The sequence below is a fragment of the Oceaniglobus ichthyenteri genome, assembly GCF_003057885.1.
GTDB classification, from domain to species: Bacteria; Pseudomonadota; Alphaproteobacteria; order Rhodobacterales; family Rhodobacteraceae; genus Oceaniglobus; species Oceaniglobus ichthyenteri.
The window spans coordinates 34,133-56,609 of the sequence record NZ_QAGK01000001.1 but is presented as its reverse complement, the minus strand read 5'-3'; the positions used below and the strand labels follow the sequence as shown (position 1 = coordinate 56,609).

Genomic DNA, 22,477 nt, shown 5'->3' with positions numbered 1-22,477 from the left:
GTCACAATTTAGACAAAAGGTTAATCCAAATGCTATATTCCATGACCGGGTTCGCGGCGGCACAGGGTGGTATTTCGGGCTGGTCCTGGAGTTGGGATATTCGCGCGGTGAATGGTCGGGGTTTGGATATGCGGCTGCGGATTCCCGATTGGATTGACGGGCTGGAATCAGACATTCGCCCGATTATTCAAAAGGTTGTGGCGCGGGGCAATGTAACGCTTTCGCTCAAGGTGTCGCGTGAGGCGGGCGCACCCACGCAACAGATCAACACCGCCGCGCTGACGCAAACCCTGGCGTTCATCGCCACCATCGAAGAGGCGGCGATGGCACAAGGGGTTAACATCGTCGCCCCAAGTGCGACCGACATCCTGTCACATCGTGGCATTCTTGAGGCACAGGGCGAAGTTGCCGAAGACACCGGGCCGCTGAAATCGGCGCTTTTGGCGCAGCTTCCCACGTTGTTGGAATCGTTCAATGCCATGCGCGCCGCCGAGGGTCGGGCCTTGGGCGATATTTTATCGGGCCAGGTGACGCGCATCGCCGAGCTGACCGAAACGGCGCAAAGCCTGTGCGCGGCCCGCGCCGGGGATATCGCGGCGCATCTGCGCACGACCTTGGCCAAGGTGTTGGACAATACCGATGGCGCCGATCCTGATCGCGTCGCACAGGAACTGGCGCTGATCGCGGTGAAATCCGACATTACCGAAGAATTGGACCGGCTTGCCGCCCATGTCTCCGCGGCGCGGGACTTGTTGGCACAAACCGGCCCGGTCGGGCGCAAATTCGACTTTCTGACACAGGAATTCAACCGCGAGGCCAATACCTTATGTTCAAAATCGCAAAATGCAGCGCTGACCAGGGTTGGCCTTGAGTTGAAAACCACGATAGACCAAATGCGCGAGCAAGTTCAAAACGTGGAGTAAGCCTGTGGCGCGCCGTGGCCTGTTGATCATCCTTTCTTCGCCCTCCGGGGCGGGCAAATCCACCTTGGCGCGCCGGTTGATGGCGTGGGATCCGGGGTTGCGGTTTTCCGTATCGGCCACAACCCGCCCGCCGCGCGCGGGCGAAAAGGACGGGCGGGAATATTACTTTGTCGATGAGGCCGCGTTCAAAGCCATGGTGCGCGATGGCGCGATGCTGGAACATGCGCAGGTGTTTGGCAATTACTATGGTTCGCCGTCGGGCCCGGTGGAAACCGCCATCAGCGCCGGGCGCGATGTGTTGTTTGACATCGACTGGCAGGGCGGGCAGCAGATTCGCAACTCGGCCCTGGGCAAACATACCCTGGCCATTTTCATTCTGCCCCCGTCGATCCGCGAATTGGAACGTCGTCTGCGCGAACGTGATCAGGACAGCGATGAAATCATCGCCGAACGGATGCAAAAATCATGGGATGAGATCAGCCATTGGGATGGCTATGATTATGTGCTGGTCAACGATAATCTGGACGAAACCGAAGAGCGGTTGAAAACCATCATCACCGCAGAGCGCCTGCGCCGCAGCCAGCAGCCCGATTTGCTGGATCACGTGCGCGCCCTGCAAGATGAATTTGAGGAGCGATCATGACCCTGTATGCCCTGGACGATATTTCGCCACGCATCGCCGCCGATGCCTGGGTGGCGCCCGATGCCAACCTTATCGGCAAGGTGCGCGTGCTGAGCCAAGGTTCGGTTTGGTTCGGTGCCACACTGCGTGGTGACAATGAATGGATCGATGTGGGGCAGGGCAGCAATGTGCAGGAAAACTGTGTGTTGCACACCGATATGGGTTTTCCGCTGGTGATTGGTGCCAATTGCACGATTGGCCATAAGGCGATGCTGCATGGTTGCACCATCGGTGACGGATCGTTGATTGGCATGGGGGCCACGGTTTTGAATGGCGCGGTGATCGGCAAGGGCTGTTTGATCGGCGCGAATGCATTGATCACCGAAGGCAAGGTTATCCCCGATGGCAGTCTGGTGATGGGCGCGCCGGGCAAGGTGGTGCGCGAACTCGACGAGGCCGCCATCGCCGGTTTGCTGAAATCGGCCGAAGGATACCGCGCCAACGCCTGGCGCTTTGCCCGTGGGCTTAGAAAAATTGATGGCTGATACGCCTAAAACCCTGGTGCGGCGCACGCCTTGGCCTGTGTCATCGTCGCGCGCGGTTGTGACGCCGCTGCAACCCTCGGTGGTATATGCCAGCGCGTCACCCGACGCCCTGGATGATCAATACGAGGGCCGCGCTCAGGGCTATACCTATGCCCGCGAAGGCCATCCTAACGCTGATGTTCTGGCGCAGAAAATCGACGGGATGGAAGGGGCCAGTGGCGGTTTCATCCTTGGGTCTGGCATGGCGGCGGTTACGGCCGCGATGTTGGGGTGCCTGAAATCCGGCGATCATGTCTTGGGCGGTGATCAGTTGTATGGCCGGTCAATGCGGATGATGGCCAATGAATTGCCGCGCCTTGGCATCGAGACCTCTTTGGCCGATCCCACCGATGTGGCGGCGATGGCGGCGGCGCTGCGCCCCAACACCCGGATGATCCTGATCGAAGTGGTCAGCAATCCGACCTTGCGGGTTGCCGATCTGACCGGGATTGCCGCATTGGCGCGGGATCGTGGTATTCTGCTGGCGGTGGATAATACGTTCACCACGCCGCGCGGGGTGCGCCCGTTTGATCATGGGGCCGATATTGTGATCCATTCGGTGACCAAACTGTTGGCCGGCCATTCCGATGTGACCTTGGGGTATGTCGCCGCGCGCGACCCGGAAGTTGGCGCCGAAATGTTGGGAACCAGTGTGACACTGGGCCTGACGCCCAGCCCGTTTGATTGCTGGCTGGCGGAACGGGGCCTGTATTCATTCGAGCTGCGCTATGACCGGGCCGAAGAAAACGCCGCCGCGCTGGCCGATGCGATTGCACCTTTGCCGGGGGTCAAACGGGTGTTGTATCCGATGCGCTCCGATCATCCCGATCACAACCGTGCCGTGCATCTGCTGAACGGGCGGGGCGGGGCAATGGTGACATTCGAAATCGAAGGTGGGCGTACCCAGACCAACGCATTGGTTCAGGCGGCAGAAAACATCGCCTTTGCGCCGACCTTGGGTGATATCGGCACGACGCTTAGCCATCCCGCCACATCATCACACCGCGCCCTGTCGCCCGAACGGCGCGCCGCGCTGGGCCTGGGCGAGGGGGTGTTTCGGGTGTCGGTCGGGGTTGAACCCATTGATCTGCTGATCGAAGAATTCACCAAAGCAATAAGCGCGGCAAAACACGCCTAGGCCAGATAAAAATCAGACTGTTTCAGGATATCGAAATCCAACTCGGGGCAGGCGTGCCGTACTTCGGCGCAAATCATCCTTGGTGCGGCGATATCATTGGCCAAAAACCGTTGCCGCCCACGGAACCCGTTCAGCAGCAACAGCTGCGCAAGGTCCAGACAATCGAACATCGGTGAAATGGCAAAGGACAATACCAGATCGGGATGCACCGGTTGGCGCATGACAGAAAGGATTTCAAAAATCTCGCAATGGTCAAACCGCAAATCCGGGGCGATTTGCAGCGATGCGCGCCGATAGCTGAACGCGTCGCCGACAAACAAACAACGCAACTTGACCTGACAGCTGTCATCGCTGTGTCTTGGTGGCGTGAAATACTCAATCTTTGAAGGTCTTACCATGACGGTGTTACCAAATATCAGAAGTTGTTCGTCGCGCGACACTGCCCATGCCAAAAGGCCACTCGTACTAACAATCACATCATTGTTTTGGAGACAATGAAATGAACACTGGTTCTCTATTACTTAGGGACGCTGTGACAAATTACCAATATTATTTTCCTGAATGGAATACAGCCCATGGATATCAACGCCATTTCCCAGGTTCTGAATGCGCTGCACCTGCCTGCGGTATTTGTGGATCATGATGATCGCATTGCCCTGTGCAACCCCGAAGCATTGGGTTTATTTGGTGCCGGGGCGGTGGGGCGGCATTATGCTGCGATCTTGCGCCAGCCTTTGATCATTGATGCGATTGAAACGGTGCAGCGGGGCAATGGGGCGACGCGTGCCAGATATCTGGGCACGCAAGGGCCCGCAGAAACAGTGTGGATGGCCAGTGCCGCGCCCCTGATGGCCGCGGGACAGCCCGGTGTCTTGATCAGCTTTGAAGACAGAACCGCCGCCCAGGAGGCCGACGAGATGCGCCGCGATTTTGTCGCCAATGTCAGCCACGAGTTGCGCACGCCGTTGACCGCGCTGAACGGGTTCATCGAAACCTTGCGCGGTGCGGCAAAGGATGACGCAGACGCGCGCGAACGGTTTTTGGGGATCATGGCGCACGAAGCAACGCGGATGAACCGGTTGGTGCAGGATCTGCTGTCGTTGTCCCGTGTTGAAAGCGAAGAAAGGATGCGCCCCAAGGCCCGGATCAGCCTGTCTGACGTGCTGAACTCTGCTATTGTGTCGCTGACGCCCTTGGCCGAGCAGCGTGGCGTCAGCGTGACCGTTGAGGGAGCCGCAGACCTGCCCATTGTGGTGGGCGACGGCGATCAGTTGCGACAGGTGTTTCAGAACCTGATTGAAAACGCCGTGAAATATGGCGGTGACGGCAAATCGGTCGTGGTGCGGGCCGGGCCGATTGCGCGGGATCCATCGCTGCGCAGTGCGGCAGTCAAGATCGACGTGATTGATCAGGGCATAGGTATCAATCCGCTGCACATACCCCGGCTGACCGAACGGTTCTATCGCGTTGACAGCCACCGCGCGCGCGAAATGGGCGGCACCGGTTTGGGGCTGGCGATTGTGAAACACATACTTAACCGCCATCGCGGGCGGCTGCGCATTGAATCCGAACCGGGAGAAGGCAGCACATTTTCGGTGCTTTTGCCGGTGAACGGCGATTAATCTGCCGATTGTCATGTTCCTGTTACACAACCTTCACAAAAGGGCAGCATCGCACGCTTAGGTCTGCGGCCATCGAAACACCCACAGGAGTCTTCCATGTCCGTTATGAAACTGTCTGCCTCGGCCCTGGCCATTGCTGCCCTATCCGCCAGCGCCGCCGCCGCCCGTGATCAGGTACAGATTGCCGGATCATCCACCGTTCTGCCCTATGCGGCCATTGTGGCCGAGGCATTTGGGCAAAACTTCGATTTCCCCACACCGGTTGTTGAATCCGGCGGATCATCGGCCGGGCTTAAGAAATTTTGTCAGGGCGTGGGCGAAAACACCATCGATATCGCCAATGCCAGCCGCCAAATTCGCGCAAAGGAAATTCAGGCCTGCGCCGATAATGGCGTGAGCGAAATGATCGAAGTGCGCATTGGTTATGACGGAATTGTTTTTGCCTCTGATATCAACGGCAACAGCTTTGCCTTTACCCCGGTGGATTGGTACAAGGCATTGGCGCGCGAACATTTCATTGATGGCGCGTTGGTGGAAAACAAATTGGCGACCTGGGATCAGGTAAATCCCGATTTCCCGGCACAGACAATTCAGGCTTTCATTCCCGGCACCAAACACGGCACCCGCGAAGTGTTTGAGGAAAAGGTAATCCTGCAAGGCTGTGAAGACGGCGGATTTTTACAGGCAATGCTGGATGGCGGAATGGACGAAGACACCGCCGAGGCCAAATGCATGACCATTCGCACCGATGGACGCGCGGTTGATATTGATGGCGATTATACCGAAACCCTGGCCCGCATAGACAGCGACAAAGACGGTATCGGTGTGTTTGGTCTGGCATTTTACGAAAACAATACCGACAAATTGCAAGTGGCCACCATGAACGATGTGGTGCCCAACACGCAAACCATTTCAACCGGTGATTATCCGGTATCGCGCCCGTTGTTCTTTTACATAAAAAAGGCGCATATCGGCGTGATCCCCGGACTCAAGGAATTTGCCGAATTCTTTGTCGCGGATGAGATTGCCGGCCCAGACGGGCCGCTGGCGCAATACGGTTTGGTCTCTGATCCGGCCTTGGCCAAAACGCAGGCCCTGATTGCCGATGAACAGATGATGGGCGTCACAAACTAATCTGAAATACGGTCGGGGGTGGCATTGCTGTCACCCCCGGTTTTCATTTTCTGGGGGTTTCATGCCGCTGATCTGGATTTTTGCAAGTCTGCTTGCCCTTGGCGCGGTCGGCTATGCCATGGGGCGGCGGCGCGCTGTGGCGGTGGCGGGCGGTGATGCCCGGCGGCTGCATTCATTGCCGAATTATTACGGTTTGAATGTTTTACTGGCGGTTTTGGTACCGTCTTTCGGTGTTCTTTTTGCATGGATGTTGATGCAGCCGATGCTCATCGAACACAGCGTCGCCGCCGGTTTGCCGGCTGTCACAGCCGAACATACACTGGTGATGAGTGATGTGCGCCGGTTGGCTGAGGGGTTGAAAACCGCCATCGCACAGGGCGCCATGAGCGGCGATGACATGCGCGCGCTGGCCACGGGTGACGGAACCATTCGCGCGGCATTGGCGGCAGTTGGCGTGGCACTGGGATCAGAGGTGGAGCCGGTGGTTTTGATCGCGGCACAGTCATATTTGGCCAAAACCCAGACCGGCGATGTTTTGCGCACGATTGTGGTGATCACATTGGCGGTTGCCGGATTTTACTGGGCCATGGGGCAAACCAACACGGCATTTCGGGCGCGCAACACGGTTGAGCGGGCGGTGTTGGTAATGCTGATGGCTGCCGCCTCGATTGCGATTCTTACCACCGTTGGCATTGTTTTTTCGATGCTGTTTGAAACGATCAATTTCTTTGGCCAGTATCAGATTGCCGATTTCTTTTTCTCAACCACATGGTCGCCGAATTTTCGGGGCAATTCACAACTGGGCATTTTGCCACTGCTTTGGGGCACACTTTATATCAGCATAATCGCGCTGTTGGTGGCGGTGCCGATTGGCCTGTATGCGGCGATTTATCTGTCGGAATATGCCGCGGCGAAAACCCGCGCCATCGCCAAACCCCTGATCGAGGTATTGGCCGGCATTCCCACCATCGTTTACGGATTATTCGCGCTGGTTACGGTTGGCCCTTTGCTGCGGGATTATTTCGCACAGCCCATGGGCTGGGGCGAGTCGGGCAGTTCGGTGATGACGGCGGGTCTGGTGATGGGGATCATGCTTATACCATTCGTCAGCTCATTATCGGACGACATCATCAACGCCGTTCCCCAGACATTGCGCGACGGGTCATTCGGGCTGGGCGCCACGAAATCGGAAACCATACGGCAGGTTGTCTTGCCCGCCGCATTGCCCGGCATTGTTGGCGCGGTGCTGCTGGCCGCATCGCGTGCCATTGGCGAAACCATGATTGTGGTCCTGGGGGCAGGGGCGGCGGCGCGGATGGATCTGAACCCGTTTGAGGCGATGACAACCGTAACCGTGAAAATCGTGTCGCAACTGACCGGTGACACGGATTTTGCCGCGCCTGAAACCCTGGTGGCCTTTGCCTTGGGCCTGACCCTGTTTGCAATCACCCTTGTGCTGAATGTGATCGCGCTGATCATCGTGCGCACCTATCGGGAGCACTATGAATGAGCGATACAAAACCGCGCGCCGCATCGCTGTTGGTGCAAAATACCCGCACCCGAAAACGCAACGCTGCCGAAACACGGTTTCGGATTTATGGCAGGCTTGCGCTTGGGCTGGGAATTGTGGCGCTGATTTTGCTGCTAAGCTCGATCATCGGCGATGGCGCTTCGTCGTTTCGCCAGACCTTTGTGACGCTGGATGTTGAACTGGCCGAAGACAGGTTGGACAGATCCGGCACCCGCGATATCGACACGATCAAAAAGGTCACGACATTTGGTTATGCGCCGTTGATCCGTAATGCGCTGGCGGTGGAAATGGCCGGGCAGGGGATAGTGATTGACGGTCTGTCGCCCAAAGATGCCGCCGATATCATCAGCAAAGAGGCCACAGCCAAACTGCGCAATTTCGTGATTGCCAATCCTGATCTGATCGGCACCACCCAAAGCTTTCGCTTTCTCGCCAATGGTCGGATTGACGGGTATTACAAAGGCCGCGTCACCCTGCAAACCGCTGTTTTGGATAGCAATGTCAGCGTCGAACAGTTGCGGCTGGCCGATGCTTTGAAAGCTGCGGGTGTGTTGAAGGTTCAGTTCAATCGCGGTTTTCTGACCCAACCGGACGCAAGCGATCAGCGCCCCGAGGCGGCGGGATTGGGCGTGGCGATACTGGGCTCGCTCTATATGATGATCGTGGTGTTGTGCCTGGCGCTGCCCATCGGCGTGGCCGCGTCGATATATCTGGAAGAATTCGCACCCAAAAACCGATGGACCGATCTGATCGAGGTGAATATCTCGAACCTGGCCGCTGTGCCGTCGATCGTGTTTGGCATTCTGGGGTTGGCAATTTTCATCAACTTCGCCGGATTGCCGCAATCGGCGCCGATTGTCGGCGGTTTGGTGTTAACCCTGATGACGCTGCCCACCATCATCATTGCCACGCGCGCCAGCCTGAAATCGGTTCCGCCCAGCATCCGTGATGCGGCATTGGGCGTGGGGGCCAGCAAGATGCAAGCGGTGTTTCACCAGGTCCTGCCGTTGGCCGCACCGGGCATTTTGACGGGAACAATCATCGGCCTGGCCCAGGCATTGGGCGAAACCGCGCCCTTGCTGCTGATCGGTATGGTCGCGTTTGTCAAAGAATTTCCCGATGCCCCGCCTGACGGTTTTTTTGACCCGGCCAGCGCGTTGCCGGTGCAAATCTATAACTGGACCCAACGCAGCGATCCCGCCTTTGTCGAACGGGCCTCGGGGGCGATCATCGCCTTGTTGGTGGTCTTGATCGTTATGAACACCGTTGCCGTGATTTTACGCCGCCGCTTTGAACGCCGCTGGTAAGGAGAGAGAGATCGTGAAAGACCATCTAAGTGTCGAATGTGAAGCCATTTTGCAGCCCAAGATCGCCGCGCGCGATGTGCAGGTTCACTATGGCGAAACCCACGCGATCAAGGATGTGAGCGTCGATATTGCCGATAACACCGTCACCGCATTTATCGGGCCGTCGGGCTGCGGAAAATCCACTTTTTTAAGGTGTATCAACAGGATGAACGACACAATCGGCATTTGCCGGGTACGCGGTGATATCAAATTAGATGGCGAAGACATTTATGATAAAGCGGTCGATCCGGTGCAGTTGCGCGCCAAGGTCGGAATGGTGTTTCAAAAACCGAACCCATTCCCGAAATCGATCTATGATAATGTGGCCTATGGCCCCAAAATCCACGGGTTGGCCCGCAATAAAACCGAACTTGACGAGATCGTGGAAAACGCCTTGCGCCGGGCCGCCCTGTGGGACGAGGCCAAAGACCGCCTGAACCAACCGGGCACCGGCCTGTCGGGCGGGCAACAACAACGCCTGTGTATCGCGCGCGCTGTCGCCACGGCACCCGAAGTGTTGTTGATGGATGAACCGTGCAGCGCGCTTGACCCGATTGCCACCGCCCAGGTCGAAGAATTGATCGACGAATTGCGGCAAAATTACTGTGTCGTGATTGTCACCCATTCGATGCAGCAAGCGGCCCGTGTTTCACAGCGCACGGCGTTTTTTCATCTGGGCAATCTGGTGGAATTTGGCGACACTGGCCAGGTCTTCACCAACCCTCAGGACAAGCGCACCGAAAGTTACATCACCGGGCGGATCGGGTAAGGAGCAGAACCATGCAAGACCATCACATCGCTTCGGCCTTTGACCGCGATCTCGAAGGCGTTATCGCCATGATCATGAAAATGGGCGGCCTCGTCGAAGCCGCAATTCTGGACAGCGCCACATCTTTGGTGGAGCGTGACATCGAATTGGCCACCAAGGTGCGCACAGGTGACAAGGCGATTGATGCCTTGGAAGAGCGCGTCAACGAAGAGGCGGCGCGCATCATTGCCCTGCGCGCGCCCATGGGACAGGATCTGCGCACTGTGCTGTCGGTGATGAAAATAAGCGGAAATCTTGAACGGTTGGGCGATTATGCCAAAAATCTGGCCAAACGCACGACGATCCTGGCAGAAATTCCACAGATTGACGGATCATCCACCGCCATCCGGCGGATGGCACGCGAAGTTGAAAAAATGCTGCGGGATGCGCTGGATTCCTATGTTCAGCAAGATGTTGAATTGGCCGCAGACGTGCGCGCCCGCGACAGTGAGGTGGACCAGATGTATAATGCCCTGTTTCGTGAATTCATTACCCACATGATGGAAGATCCGCGCCACATCACCGCCTGTATGCACCTGCATTTCATTGCCAAGAACATTGAACGCATGGGCGATCATGTCACGTCGATTGCCGAACAGGTGATCTATCTGGTGACCGGGGAAATTCCCGAAGAGGGGCGTCAGAAAATGGATCGAACCTCGTATGCGCCCGAGCTGGGAGCCTAGACGATGACCGTTGATGCGCCCCGCGTTCTGGTGGTTGAGGATGAGCCGGCCCAACGCGAAGTTCTGGCCTATAATCTGACGGCCGAAGGATATGAAGTTTCAAGCGCGCAGAATGGTGATGAGGCGCTGCTTCTGGTCGCGGAAGACGCGCCCGATCTTATCGTTCTGGATTGGATGCTGCCCGGTGTATCGGGGATTGAAGTGTGCCGTCGCCTGAAAATTCGCACCGAAACCCGCGCCACGCCAATCATCATGCTATCAGCCCGATCAGAAGAGGTGGACAAGGTGCGCGGTTTGGAAACCGGCGCCGATGATTACATGGTCAAACCATATTCGGTGGTCGAACTGATGGCGCGGGTGCGCGCGCAACTGCGCCGCATCCGTCCCGCAGCCGTGGGCACGCGGTTGGAGTTTGAGGACATTACGTTGGATCCCGAAACCCACCGGGTACAGCGCGCGGGGGCCGATGTGAAACTGGGCCCGACAGAATTCAGATTGCTGACCATGTTCATGGAAAAACCCGGCCGGGTCTGGAGCCGCGAACAACTTCTGGATCGGGTCTGGGGCCGCGATGTGTATGTCGATACCCGCACGGTCGATGTTCACATCGGACGGTTGCGCAAAGTGCTGTGCCAATATGGCGGCGATAATCCGGTGCGCACAGTGCGCGGCGCAGGCTATGCGCTTGGATAGGCAGGTGGTGAACGGATCATCCGTATCGCTCATAATCAGTATTATGTAAATAAAACCTTAACCGACTGCACGGATTGTTGATGAAAACCTCACATTCTCCTAACAGCTGTTTCATATGGTCCGATCTGGGTCGACAGTTGCGTCATCACGGGTTTATGCCACAGCTAACGTAAAGGAGTCCTTAAAATGACGTCGGTTCTCATTCTGAATGGCCCAAACCTTAATCTGCTCGGGCAGCGCCAGCCCGAAGTTTACGGGCGCACCACCTTGGCCGAGGTCGAAACCATGTGCCAGGCTGACGCCGCGCGTTTGGGGATTGATGTGCAGTTTCAGCAATCCAACCACGAAGGCGTCATGATCGATGCGATCCATGCGGCGCGCGGTGTTCATGGCGGGCTGATCCTAAATGCCGGCGCCTATACCCACACGTCAATCGGATTGATGGACGCGATTTCATCGGCTGAAATCCCGACGATCGAATTGCACCTGTCCAACGTTCATGCGCGCGAACCGTTTCGCCATCAATCCTACATCGCCAAAGTGGCCCTGGGTGTAATCTGCGGGTTTGGCCCGCACGGATACACCCTTGCGCTGGAAGCAATGGCGCGCCACTTGGAGTGAAGCCCATGATCAACCATCTTGAACGCCTTATTGAGGCCACCACGGTCGAAGATGTTTGGCAATTGCACTGTGAAAAAATGGCCGATTACGGGTTTGATCGGTTGTTGTATGGATTTACCCGATTTCGCACGGCAACCGGGCTTGGTGCGCGCGAAGATTTTCTGATTATGACAAACCATTCAGGGGATTACGCGGAAAAGTTCATGTCCGATGGCATGTATCTTCATGCGCCGATGGTGAAATGGGCCCTTGCAAACAACGGGGCCTGCAGTTGGAGCTGGTGGACAGATCACGTCGACTCCATGACCAAAAGTGAACGCCAAGTTGTTGAATTCAACCGCAAACACGGCGTTACGGCCGGATATTCCATCAGTTTTCGCGATGCTTCAATCCGCAGCAAGGGGGCAATAGCCCTGACAGCGCAAAAAGGCATGTCTCAGGATGAGGTGGAAGAGATTTGGAAACACCATGGCCGCGATATCATCGTCATGAACAACGTCGCGCATCTGAAACTGATCAACCTGCCCTACTCTTCCCCGGCACGGCAATTGACCAAACGCCAATGTGAAGCGCTGGAATGGGTGCGCGATGGCAAAACCACCCAAGAGGCAGCCGAAATCATGGGGCTGACCCCGGCCACGGTGGAAAAACACCTGCGCCTTGCGCGCGAGGCGCTGGATGTTGAGACCACTGCGCAAGCGGTTCTGAAAGCGACGTTTCAAAATCAGATTTTTGTATTTGAGCCACAACCAAACACGTGATCAGGTAAGGAAAACCCCACTTCCGTCACGTTATCTTACCTGCAATATTCACCGTGTTCCGTAAGTGGCGGCAGTTGCGGCCAAGGAATGCGCCTTTGGTTTATCCAATGTTTCGGGTGCGGTCGGTGGTGTTCGTCTGGGGTGGTTGCAGATGTGTTTGTTGTTCGCCACATACCGCAGCCGAAATTTGCATGGTCAGTACATCGCCAATGAACTGACCATGCAAAGGGCGGCACAGGTTTAAATATCGTTTTGCCCTGTGAAAGAAACGAAAAAGGCGCGCCATGATGGCACGCCTTAAATTTCTCAGATCTGAGACTTGCTCAGCCTTTGGCGGCTTTTGCAACTTCGGCGGCAAAATCTTCCTTGACCACTTCGATGCCTTCGCCAACTTCAAGCCGAACAAAACCGGTTACGGTAACGCCTGCTTCTTTTGCGGCGGCCTCGACCGTCAGGTCGGGGTTCACAACGAACGCCTGATTCAGCAGCGTCACTTCGGACATGAATTTCTTCATCCGGCCCACGATCATCTTTTCGATCACGGCTTCTGGCTTGCCGCTTTCGCGGGCGATATCCATCTGAACGGCCTTTTCTTTTTCCACCACGGCATCGTCCAGATCGGCCTCGGACAAGGATGCGGGGTTGGTGGCGGCGATGTGCATGGCGATCTGTTTGCCGATGCCATTGTCAGCGCCCGACAGCGCAACCAGAACACCGATCTTGCCCATCCCATCCGCGGCGGCATTGTGCACATAGGACACAACCGTTTCGCCGGTGATTGACGACATGCGGCGCACCGACATGTTTTCACCAATCTTGGCAATCGCATCGGTCACAACGGTTTCGACAGGCTTGCCATTGATTTCAGCAGCTTTCAGCGCCTCAACACTGTCGACGGTCAACGCCACATCGGCAATGTCCGAAACCATCTTTTGGAATTCGGCGTTCTTGCCGACAAAATCGGTTTCCGAGTTCACTTCGACGGCGATACCCTTGCCGCCATCAACCTTGACGGCAACCAGACCTTCGGCGGCGGTGCGCCCGGATTTCTTGGCAGCCTTGGCCAGACCTTTGGTGCGCAGCCAATCAACCGCGGCTTCCATGTCGCCATCGGTTTCGGTCAGCGCCTTTTTGGCATCCATCATGCCGGCGCCAGTGGTATCGCGCAGTTCTTTCACTTGTGCAGCGGTGATTGCCATAGCTGGCTCTCCTTATTCAATTGGGCGGGATCAAAGCCGGGACAGGCCCGCCTTGATTGCAATTTTGGGAAGTGGCGCGCCATCTCTGGCGCGCCGCAACAATCAGGCTTTGTGTTCGGCCGGTTTGTTGTCCAGATCGTAAGGCGCATCTTTGGCGATGCCGCTGTTCGACTGGTCCATTTTCGTATCGCCAAGGGGCATTCTGGCGGCTTCCTGCTCGGCCAGCACCTCTTCGACGGCGGCCTCTTCCATGGCGCCCATGTCAACACCGGCGGCAGTCATCTGCGCCGACATACCGTCCAGCGCAGCGCGTGCAGCCAGATCACAATAAAGCGCGATCGCGCGAGCGGCGTCATCGTTGCCGGGAATGATGTAATCAATGCCATCGGGCGAACAGTTGGAATCAACCACGGCAACAACCGGAATGCCCAGCTTCTTCGCTTCGGCAATGGCCAGGTCTTCCTTGTTCACGTCGATTACGAACAACAGATCGGGCACACCGCCCATTTCGCGGATACCGCCCAGCGATGCGTTCAGCTTGGCCTGATCACGCTCCATGCTCAGACGCTCACGCTTGGTCAGACCTTCGGCGCCCTGCTCCATCTTTTCGTCGATGGATTTCAGACGTGCGATCGACTGCGAAACGGTTTTCCAGTTGGTCAGCGTGCCGCCCAACCAACGATGGTTCATGTAATATTGCGCACATCTTTCGGCGGCATCGGCCACCGGGTTTTGCGCTTGCCGCTTGGTGCCGACAAACAGGATGCGGCCGTTTTTGGCCACGGTGTCACGAATGACCTTCAATGCCTGATCCAACATCGGAACAGTTTGCGTCAGATCCATGATGTGGATGCCATTGCGGTCGCCATAGATGTATTGCTGCATCCGTGGGTTCCAGCGCTGAGTCTGGTGACCATAGTGAACGCCAGCTTCCAAAAGCTGCCGCAGGGTAAAATCGGGGAGCGCCATGTCCATATTCCTTTTCCGGTTTGCGCCTCGGCAGGGCCATCAGAGCATATGCTCAACCGGCGGACTGTAACGGGATGTCTCCCCGCAACGGCCCAAGCCCCACCTGTGAAGTGTGGCGGCGATACACCGGTTGCACAGCACTTGCAAGGGTGGCGTGCGGAAAATGCCCCATTGAAACGCCCAAGGCAAAGCCGGATGGCGCATCGTGCGCTTTTTCCACCGGATTTCTGGTTCACGGTGCGCTGTTGTCTTGCGCCCTGCCCCGGTCTGGGTCAAAACTCGGCAGATGAACACGCCCACTATCCTTTGTATCGGCTCCGTTTTATGGGACATAATCGGCCGCGCCCCCGCCACCATGCGGGTGGGTTCGGACGTGCCCGGGCGCATTACCCGTCTGCCCGGCGGTGTGGCCATGAATATTGCCATGACATTGCGGCGGTTCGATCTGTCAGCCGCACTTCTTACCTCTGTGGGGCGTGACGCCGAGGGCGATGAACTGATTGCTGCCTGTCACAACCTTGGGATGATCACCGATTTTCTGTATCGCTCTGATGATCTGCCGACCGACCGATATATGGCGATCGAGGGCGCGAATGGTCTGATTGCGGCGGTGGCCGATGCCCATTCGTTAGAGGCCGCAGGCGACAAGATTTTGCGCGCCCTGTCCGATGGTCGGCTGGGCAGTGCGGCAACCCCGTTTGCCGGCATGATTGCCCTTGATGGCAATCTGACCACGGGATTGTTGAACACAATCGCGCAGGATCCGTTGTTTGCCCGTGCCGATCTTCGGGTTGCCCCCGCGTCACCGGGCAAGGCCGAGCGTTTGCTGGGCCTGTTCGCCCACCCCTGCGCCACGTTTTATGTGAACCTGGAGGAAGCGGGCCTTTTGCTGAAAACCCAGTTTGACGATGCCAAGACCGCCGCGCAGGCCCTGTTTGATCGTGGCGCGCACCGGGTATTGGTGACCAATGGTGGGAAATCCGTGGCGGAAGCCGGGCCAACCGGAATATTCACGGCACAACCGCCCGAGGTTCTGGTCACCCGCGTGACCGGCGCGGGCGATACATTTATGGCGGCGCATATGGCGGCCGATTTATCGGGTGATGCGCCAGAATTGGCATTGGATCGCGCCTTGCGCGCGGCAGCTGACTATGTCTCGGGGGATTTGGGATAATGACACTACCTATGAAATTTTCGGCCGAAGTCGAAGAAGCGCGCGAAGGCAATCTGCCATTGGTCGCATTGGAAAGCACGATCATCACGCACGGCATGCCCTATCCGCAAAACGTGGAAACCGCGATGCTGGTGGAACGCACGGTGCGCGAGGCGGGCGCAGTGCCCGCGACCATCGCCGTGATTGATGGTGTGTTGCACATCGGCCTGTCAGAATCCGAACTGACGGCACTGGGTCAGGCGCAATCGGTTGCGAAACTGTCGCGCGCCGATATTGCCGCATGTATTGCCACAGGCGGCACCGGCGCCACAACCGTGGCCGCCACAATGATCGCGGCGCGTCTGGCCGGGATCGAAGTGTTCGCCACCGGCGGCATTGGCGGCGTGCATCGCGGCGCGGAAACCACATTCGACATTTCCGCCGATCTGGCGGAATTGGCACAAACGGCGGTGACGGTTGTTGCCGCAGGGGCCAAGGCGATATTGGATATCCCCAAAACGCTGGAGGTTCTGGAAACCTATGGCGTCCCGGTGATTGCCATGGGTCAGGATTCGTTTCCGGCGTTCTGGTCACGCGATTCCGGGCTGGGCGCGCCATTGCGGATGGACAGCGCCACAGAAGTGGCCGCCGCCCATGTCACACGGGGATATATGGGCCTGCCCGGTGGGCAATTGGTGGCCAACCCGATTCCCGTCGACGAAGAAATTCCGCCCCAGGATCTTGCGCCAATCATCGCTCAGGCCATCTCTGAGGCCGAGGCGCAGGGCATTGCCTCAAAATCGGTCACGCCGTTCCTGTTGGCGCGTATTTTTGAACTGACCGAAGGACAATCACTGCGCGCCAATATCGCGCTGGTATTGAACAATGCCCGTCTTGCCGGTGAAATCGCCTGTGAAATCAGCGCCCTGCGCGCGGATGCCACAGAAAATACGGCGTAACATTGCACGCGCCCCCCGCACTGCTTAAGTGAGGGGGGTCGATTACCCCTAAAAATGAGCATCGGTTTGGACCACGATCACGAGCCACGGCGCCGCCGCAGTTTTTTCACAAGCATCCGCGGCAGTTTTCTGACCGGGTTGGTGGTGATTGCCCCGATCGGGCTGACCATGTGGTTGATCTGGTCGGTTGTGGGCTGGATCGATGGCTGGGTGTTGCCGTTTGTGCCGGGCCGGTTCCGGCCTGAAAACTATATCGGCATCAATCTGCGCGGTGTCGGAGTCATCATCTTTTTAGTGTTTACGGTCGTCGTCGGGTGGTTGGCCAAGGGGCTGATCGGGCGGTCCCTGATCCGCTGGGGAGAAAACCTGGTCGATCGGATGCCGGTGGTCAGATCGGTCTATAACGGTTTGAAACAAATCGCAGAAACCGTGTTTGCCCAGACCGACACTTCGTTTGATCGGGCTTGTCTGGTTGAATATCCACGCCGCGGAATCTGGGCCATTGCGTTCGTATCAACCAAAGCCAAGGGCGAAATCGAACGAAAGATACCTGCCGACGAAGGCAAGGTATCGGTGTTCTTGCCGACCACGCCCAACCCCACGTCCGGCTTTTTGTTGTTCGTGCCGGAATCCGAAATCATCGAATTGGACATGTCGGTTGAAGACGCGGCAAAACTGGTGATTTCCGCCGGTCTGGTCTATCCCAACAAAAATCAAGTGGCGCCGGTCGAATTGCCCAATCGCGCGGCAGAGTGAAATCAGCTAAACATTTTCTCCAGATCGACGGTACAATGTTCCCCGATATGATCGAAATGATCGGTCAGAAACTGATCCGCCGCTGCCCGTCCGGCGGCCTTTAACCGGGATACGACCACAGGCGTTGCGATGGTTTTTGTTGCCACGCCCAGATCGTTCATCAACGGATCGTCCGAAATCATATGCACCAGAACCCGCTTCATCGTGCCCGGTTGCACCTGACCCTGCTCCAAAAGCCGTTGAACGAAACGCACGGCACGCAATTCGCGCAGCAGCGATGAATTAAAGCTGATCTCATTGATCCTGTTGGCAATTTGCTGTGCCGTGCGTGGCAGCGATGCGCGCACCAAAGGATTGATGTTGACCACCACCACATCATCGGGAAATTCGGGTTCATACAGCGGAAACAACGCCGGATTGCCCGTATAACCGCCGTCCCAATAGGCCTCACCGTCAATTTCAACGGCGCGAAACAGGGTTGGCAAACAGGCGGAGGCCAGGATTGAGAGGGTGCAGATATCGTCGCCCTGAAAAATCTTGATCTTGCCGTCGCGCACATTCGTCGCCCCGATAAACAAGGCCGGGCCGTCATGGGCGCAAACCTTATCGTACTGAAACTGCTCAACAATCCGAGACAGCGGATTTTCCATCACGATCGGGGATGAGTACGGACTGGTGGCCCGGGTGTTGGCATCAATGGCCAGATAGGCGGCAGACATTTCCAACATGGCGTTAAACACATCCGACGGCGGCGCGAGCGCGGCAAACCAATCGGCCACACGGGTATCGGACAGGCCCATGACCTGCCCCCATAACCAATCCAGATTGTCGCGCGCGCCCTTGGCCCCGCCCTCGATCCACCCTGCCTTCAGCGCGGCGGCATTCAAAGCGCCGGCCGACGTGCCGGATATGGCGGCGATCTCCAGCCGCTCATCCTCGAGCAGCCGATCCAGAACGCCCCAGGTGAACGCGCCGTGTGCACCGCCCCCCTGAAGCGCGAGGTTGATCCGCTTGGGCGCCCTCACAAGGCTGTCCAGCCGCCATCAACGCTGATCGTGGTGCCGGTGATTTGCGCCGCCGCATCCGAACACAGAAACACACAGGTGCCGCCCAATTGTTCAACCGTGGCGAATTCTTTCGACGGTTGCCGTTGCAACATGACCTCTTTGATCACGGTTTCCCGATCCATGTCGTATTCTTTCATCGTGTCGGGAATTTGCGACTCGACCAAGGGGGTCAAAACGTATCCCGGGCAAATCGCGTTGCAGGTGATCGGCTCTTGCGCGGTTTCCAAGGCAACGGTTTTGGTCATCCCGACAATGCCGTGTTTGGCCGCCACATAGGCCGATTTATAAGGGCTGGCCGTCAATCCATGGGCGCTGGCAATGTTCACCACCCGGCCCCATCCCGCCTTGCGCATCATCGGCAACGCCGCCGCGGTTGTGTGAAACGATGAGGTCAGGTTGATCGCAATGATCGCATCCCATTTTTCGGTCGGAAATTCATCAATCGCGGCGACATGTTGGATGCCTGCGTTGTTTACCAGAATATCACACGCCCCGGCCTGTTCGATCAGCATGCGGCATTCGTCGCCCTTTGACATATCGGCCTTGATATACCGGGCCGACGTGCCGGTTTCGGCGCTGATCTCGCGCGCCAAGGCATGGTCTTCTTCGTTGTCGGTGAATGAGTTCAGCACGACATTCGCGCCCGCACGGGCCAATTCCCACGCGATCCCCAGGCCGATCCCTGAATTGCTGCCGGTGATAATCGCGGTTTTTCCCGAAAGTGACATGGACGCTCCTAAAATACATGGTGGTTTTGGCCATTTTAACCGTTCACGCGGCAATGACCATGGGCCAGAGCGGCGATATTAACGAACATGGTCAAAGTGATTCGCCAAGGGTTCGCCGGTGGGATATATACAACCGGGTGGATCGCACAGCGCCCATTCGCCCCCATGGCGGCAGTCGGCCCAAATACCCGGCACCGCCGCGCCGCAAAACGGCAATAGTTGCAAAAGGTCAAGCCTATAAGGGGTTTAATCAATCCCGGCGAAGGATCCCAGTGCAGGTTACCGTTCAACAACGGCCTTCAAACCTGCCGGAACAAACGAAAAAAACGCCCGCACAAGGCGGGCGCTGAGTTATTGAGGCAGGTTTCATACAGGCAAGAAACCTATCGAGCAGTGACTCACTTATACCCAATCCCGGCCCACTCTCCAAGCTAAAAGTTTGAATTGACACGGATACCCCCGTAAAGTCGGGTAAATTTTTCGGGAACGAAAGGACAATACCCAAGATGAGCATTCATCGTTTCCCACGCATCGCCAAAACAACCCGCGCGTTGGCCCCGTTTCTGGCCGCCATGTTGGCCGCCACAATCGCGCAGGCCGAACCAGAACATGGCATAGCTATGTATGGCGACCCGGCCAACCCACCGGATTTTGTGTCTTTGCCATTTGTAAACGCCGATGCCCCCAAGGGCGGGCGGATCGTTCAAGGCGAAGTCGGCGGGTTTGATTCCCTTAATCCGTTCATCCTCAAGGGGCGCGTGCCTTGGCAGCTGCAATTTCTGGCTTTTGAATCCCTGCTGGGGCGCAGCTATGACGAACCGTTCACATTATACGGTCTTCTGGCCGAATCAGTTGAAACCGATCCCGCGCGCACCTGGGTTGAATTTACCCTGAATCCGGCGGCCAAATTCTCTGACGGCAGCCCGGTCACGGTGGAAGACGTGATGTGGAGCTATGAAACACTGGGCACCGTCGGCCATCCCCGCTACCTCGGCACTTGGTCCAAGGTCGCCAAGATGGAGCAAACCGGCGCGCGTTCGGTCAAATTCACCTTCAATGTGGCCGATCGTGAACTGGCGCTGATCATGGGAATGCGCCCGATCCTGAAAAAATCACAGTGGCAGGGCAAGGATTTTGCCGCGTCGGGTATTGATGACATCCCCATCGGCAGCGCGCCCTATGTCATTGCCGATTTCGACCCGGGGCGTTTTGTACAGCTCAAACGCAATCCCGATTACTGGGGCGCCGATTTGCCATTTCGCAAGGGCACCAATAACCTCGATGAAATCCGCATGGAGTTTTTCGGCGATGCCACCGCCATGTTCGAAGCGTTCAAAGCCGGGCTGCTGACCACGATGCGCGAAACCAACGCAGAAAAGTGGCGCACGCAATATGATTTTCCGGCGGTAAGATCGGGCGACGTGGTGAAATCGGAAATCCCCCACCAACGGCCCACCGGCATCAGCGGTCTGGTGATGAATACCCGCAATCCGGTCTTTGCCGATTGGCGCGTGCGCGAGGCGATGATTCATGCCTTCAACTTTGAGTTCATCAACCAAACGCTGAATGGTGGCGTGAACCCGCGCATCACATCGTATTTTGGCAATTCGGTTCTGGGTATGGTGCCCGGCCCGGCCCCCGCGCCGGTTGCTGATCTTTTGCAACCCTTCGCCGATGATCTGCTGCCCGGCGCAATAAGCGGTTATACCCTGCCCCAGGGCGATGGATCAGAACGTAATCGCAAAAATCTGGCCGCAGCTCTTGATCTGCTGGAACAGGCCGGTTGGACGGTCCAGGGCGGCACGCTGAAAAATGCAAACGCAACGCCTTTCACCTTCGAAATCGTGCTCAATCAGGGTGACACCCAGACCCAGCAAATCGTTGATCTTTATACCGCATCGCTGAACCGCATCGGCATCAACCCAACGATCACTGCCATTGACGCCGCCCAATACAAGGAACGCACCCAATCGTTTGATTTCGACATGGCCTATTACACGCGGGGTCTGTCCCTGTCTCCGGGCAATGAACAGATGCTGTATTGGAGCGCGCAATCCGCCGACACCCCCGGATCGCGCAACTGGATGGGCATGAAAAGCCCGGCCGCCGAAACGATGATTGATACCATGCTCAACGCTACCGATCGCGATGATTTCGTCGCCGCCACCCGCGCACTTGACCGGGTGCTGACCTCGGGGCGCTACGTAATTCCGATCTGGCACAATCCGGTGTCCTACATTGCCCATGCCAAGTCATTGAAATACCCCGAAACCATTCCCGCCTATGGCGATTGGCAAGGGTTCCAGCCCGATATCTGGTGGTACGAAAACTGAACCAACCGCGCCCCCGACCGCAAATCCGGGGCGCGCCCGGCTTTTTCTTGCCCGAAATATCCCCGCCGGAGGCATCCGACCCCACCACATGAACCACCTTGGCGATGGCGGGTGACTGCCCGTTTACACACCGACACAGAATGAAATGCGGGCGCAAGCCCGCTCCGCTTGGTCACGCCCGGTCAATCCAGCGTGGTGACCCATAAAATGGTCGCATCTTCCTGACTGGTGGAAATCACGTTATGACCCATGGTCGCGTCGTAATAGGCGCTGTCGCCACGGCGCATCTCGACGGGCTCGTAAAACTCGGTGCACAACCGCACGGTGCCGGTCAGAACGTACAGCAATTCTTCGCCGTCATGGCGCACCCATCCGTCAAACTCTTCCAAACTGCGGGCGCGGATCGTGGCGCGGTACGGCAACATGCGTTTTTTGGTCAGCGTCCCCGCCAACAGCTCATGCTCATAGGTGGCGGTGGCATGGGCAGCACCGGCACCATTGGGCGTGATTGCCATGCGCCCGTTTACCTTTTCGGCACGTGGCGGTGTAAACAGTTGCGGCACCGAAATCTGCAACCCATGGGCCAGCTTTTTCAATGCGTCATAAGTGGGCGACATCTGCCCGTTTTCAATCTTGCTCAGGGTTGAGCGGGCCAATCCGGCCTGTTTCGCCGCCTGCTCTAACGTCCAGTCGCGCGCGCGGCGCAGATCGCGCACCCGCGCGCCCAGATCAACGGGGTGGGCCACCTCTTCGGTGCCATCGCTGCGCGCCAGGCGGATGATTGAGGGTTCGGTATCTGACATGGCGCTGGTATGGCCGACATTGGCACGGCGCGCAATGTGCC

General features: G+C 57.3%; 23 protein-coding genes. 17 read left to right on the top strand and 6 right to left on the bottom strand.

Translation table 11 applies throughout. The features are described 5' to 3' along the window. Positions 1-29: 29 nt before the first annotated feature. The 4 genes from C8265_RS00285 to C8265_RS00270 are packed head-to-tail and all read left to right on the top strand — an operon-like array spanning position 30 to position 3,267. Complete coding sequence (locus C8265_RS00285; protein ID WP_108481985.1) at positions 30-923, top strand: YicC/YloC family endoribonuclease; 894 nt, start codon at positions 30-32, stop codon at positions 921-923. 4 nt (positions 924-927) lie between these two features. Beyond that, positions 928-1,566, top strand: a complete 639-nt coding sequence (gene gmk / locus C8265_RS00280) for a guanylate kinase (protein ID WP_108481984.1) — start codon at positions 928-930, stop codon at positions 1,564-1,566. Continuing rightward, positions 1,563-2,090 carry a gamma carbonic anhydrase family protein gene (locus C8265_RS00275; protein WP_108481983.1) on the top strand — a complete coding sequence of 176 codons (528 nt, stop codon included), beginning with the start codon at positions 1,563-1,565 and terminating at the stop codon, positions 2,088-2,090. The genes gmk and C8265_RS00275 overlap by 4 nt, the downstream gene beginning before the upstream one ends. Further along, positions 2,083-3,267: a trans-sulfuration enzyme family protein gene (locus C8265_RS00270; RefSeq protein ID WP_108481982.1), complete on the top strand. Its 1,185-nt coding sequence runs from the start codon at positions 2,083-2,085 to the stop codon at positions 3,265-3,267. Before C8265_RS00275 ends, C8265_RS00270 begins: the two co-directional genes overlap by 8 nt. On the opposite strand, the gene C8265_RS00265 is transcribed toward C8265_RS00270, so the two are convergent. Further along, a complete protein-coding gene (locus tag C8265_RS00265) occupies positions 3,264-3,587 on the bottom strand; it encodes a hypothetical protein (RefSeq protein ID WP_126623123.1) in 324 nt (107 codons plus the stop codon). The genes C8265_RS00270 and C8265_RS00265 overlap by 4 nt on opposite strands. Before the next feature lie 255 nt (positions 3,588-3,842). Here C8265_RS00265 and C8265_RS00260 point away from each other — a divergent pair, with 255 nt between their 5' ends. The 9 genes from C8265_RS00260 to C8265_RS00220 all read left to right on the top strand — a co-directional run bounded on the left by C8265_RS00260 (position 3,843) and on the right by C8265_RS00220 (position 12,469). Continuing rightward, complete coding sequence (locus C8265_RS00260) at positions 3,843-4,889, top strand: ATP-binding protein (RefSeq protein ID WP_108481980.1); 1,047 nt, start codon at positions 3,843-3,845, stop codon at positions 4,887-4,889. A 96-nt stretch (positions 4,890-4,985) separates the two neighbouring features. After that, positions 4,986-6,023, top strand: a complete 1,038-nt coding sequence (locus C8265_RS00255) for a substrate-binding domain-containing protein (protein WP_108481979.1) — start codon at positions 4,986-4,988, stop codon at positions 6,021-6,023. Positions 6,024-6,084: 61 nt separating this feature from the next. Continuing rightward, positions 6,085-7,533: a phosphate ABC transporter permease subunit PstC gene (pstC, locus tag C8265_RS00250; RefSeq protein WP_108481978.1), complete on the top strand. Its 1,449-nt coding sequence runs from the start codon at positions 6,085-6,087 to the stop codon at positions 7,531-7,533. Next, entirely contained in the window at positions 7,530-8,861 is a 1,332-nt protein-coding gene (gene pstA, locus C8265_RS00245) for a phosphate ABC transporter permease PstA (protein ID WP_108481977.1), read from the top strand. Before pstC ends, pstA begins: the two co-directional genes overlap by 4 nt. A 13-nt stretch (positions 8,862-8,874) precedes the next feature. Then, positions 8,875-9,669, top strand: coding sequence for a phosphate ABC transporter ATP-binding protein PstB (gene pstB, locus C8265_RS00240; protein WP_108481976.1), 795 nt, complete (start codon positions 8,875-8,877; stop codon positions 9,667-9,669). 11 nt (positions 9,670-9,680) lie between these two features. Continuing rightward, positions 9,681-10,394, top strand: a complete 714-nt coding sequence (phoU, locus tag C8265_RS00235; RefSeq protein WP_108481975.1) for a phosphate signaling complex protein PhoU — start codon at positions 9,681-9,683, stop codon at positions 10,392-10,394. 3 nt (positions 10,395-10,397) lie between these two features. Further along, positions 10,398-11,087: a phosphate regulon transcriptional regulator PhoB gene (gene phoB / locus C8265_RS00230; protein ID WP_108481974.1), complete on the top strand. Its 690-nt coding sequence runs from the start codon at positions 10,398-10,400 to the stop codon at positions 11,085-11,087. Positions 11,088-11,273: 186 nt separating this feature from the next. After that, the gene (gene aroQ, locus C8265_RS00225; protein WP_108481973.1) at positions 11,274-11,708 is read left to right on the top strand and encodes a type II 3-dehydroquinate dehydratase; all 435 of its coding nucleotides are present in this window, start codon (positions 11,274-11,276) and stop codon (positions 11,706-11,708) included. Positions 11,709-11,713: 5 nt separating this feature from the next. Continuing rightward, positions 11,714-12,469, top strand: a complete 756-nt coding sequence (locus C8265_RS00220) for a helix-turn-helix transcriptional regulator (RefSeq protein WP_108481972.1) — start codon at positions 11,714-11,716, stop codon at positions 12,467-12,469. Positions 12,470-12,792: 323 nt separating this feature from the next. On the opposite strand, the gene tsf is transcribed toward C8265_RS00220, so the two are convergent. After that, positions 12,793-13,668 carry a translation elongation factor Ts gene (gene tsf / locus C8265_RS00210; protein ID WP_108481970.1) on the bottom strand — a complete coding sequence of 292 codons (876 nt, stop codon included), beginning with the start codon at positions 13,666-13,668 and terminating at the stop codon, positions 12,793-12,795. 102 nt (positions 13,669-13,770) lie between these two features. Then, positions 13,771-14,637 (bottom strand): 30S ribosomal protein S2, encoded by an 867-nt coding sequence (gene rpsB, locus C8265_RS00205; RefSeq protein WP_108482470.1) that lies wholly within the window; start codon positions 14,635-14,637, stop codon positions 13,771-13,773. 286 nt (positions 14,638-14,923) lie between these two features. Here rpsB and C8265_RS00200 point away from each other — a divergent pair, with 286 nt between their 5' ends. The 3 genes from C8265_RS00200 to C8265_RS00190 are packed head-to-tail and all read left to right on the top strand — an operon-like array spanning position 14,924 to position 17,505. Beyond that, positions 14,924-15,811, top strand: coding sequence for a PfkB family carbohydrate kinase (locus tag C8265_RS00200; RefSeq protein ID WP_108481969.1), 888 nt, complete (start codon positions 14,924-14,926; stop codon positions 15,809-15,811). A gap of 11 nt (positions 15,812-15,822) precedes the next feature. Continuing rightward, positions 15,823-16,749: a pseudouridine-5'-phosphate glycosidase gene (locus C8265_RS00195; RefSeq protein WP_240610927.1), complete on the top strand. Its 927-nt coding sequence runs from the start codon at positions 15,823-15,825 to the stop codon at positions 16,747-16,749. Between the two features lie 54 nt (positions 16,750-16,803). Further along, on the top strand, positions 16,804-17,505 hold the full coding sequence (locus C8265_RS00190) for a DUF502 domain-containing protein (protein ID WP_108481967.1): 702 nt from the start codon (positions 16,804-16,806) through the stop codon (positions 17,503-17,505). A gap of 2 nt (positions 17,506-17,507) precedes the next feature. Here C8265_RS00190 and C8265_RS00185 read toward each other — a convergent pair whose 3' ends face one another. Then, complete coding sequence (locus tag C8265_RS00185; protein ID WP_108481966.1) at positions 17,508-18,530, bottom strand: patatin-like phospholipase family protein; 1,023 nt, start codon at positions 18,528-18,530, stop codon at positions 17,508-17,510. Then, on the bottom strand, positions 18,527-19,300 hold the full coding sequence (locus C8265_RS00180) for a 3-hydroxybutyrate dehydrogenase (RefSeq protein ID WP_108481965.1): 774 nt from the start codon (positions 19,298-19,300) through the stop codon (positions 18,527-18,529). Before C8265_RS00180 ends, C8265_RS00185 begins: the two co-directional genes overlap by 4 nt. A 506-nt stretch (positions 19,301-19,806) precedes the next feature. Here C8265_RS00180 and C8265_RS00170 point away from each other — a divergent pair. After that, positions 19,807-21,633: an extracellular solute-binding protein gene (locus C8265_RS00170; protein ID WP_108481963.1), complete on the top strand. Its 1,827-nt coding sequence runs from the start codon at positions 19,807-19,809 to the stop codon at positions 21,631-21,633. Positions 21,634-21,815: 182 nt separating this feature from the next. On the opposite strand, the gene C8265_RS00165 is transcribed toward C8265_RS00170, so the two are convergent. Beyond that, on the bottom strand, positions 21,816-22,436 hold the full coding sequence (locus C8265_RS00165) for a helix-turn-helix domain-containing protein (RefSeq protein ID WP_108482469.1): 621 nt from the start codon (positions 22,434-22,436) through the stop codon (positions 21,816-21,818). Between the last annotated feature and the right edge of the window lie 41 nt (positions 22,437-22,477).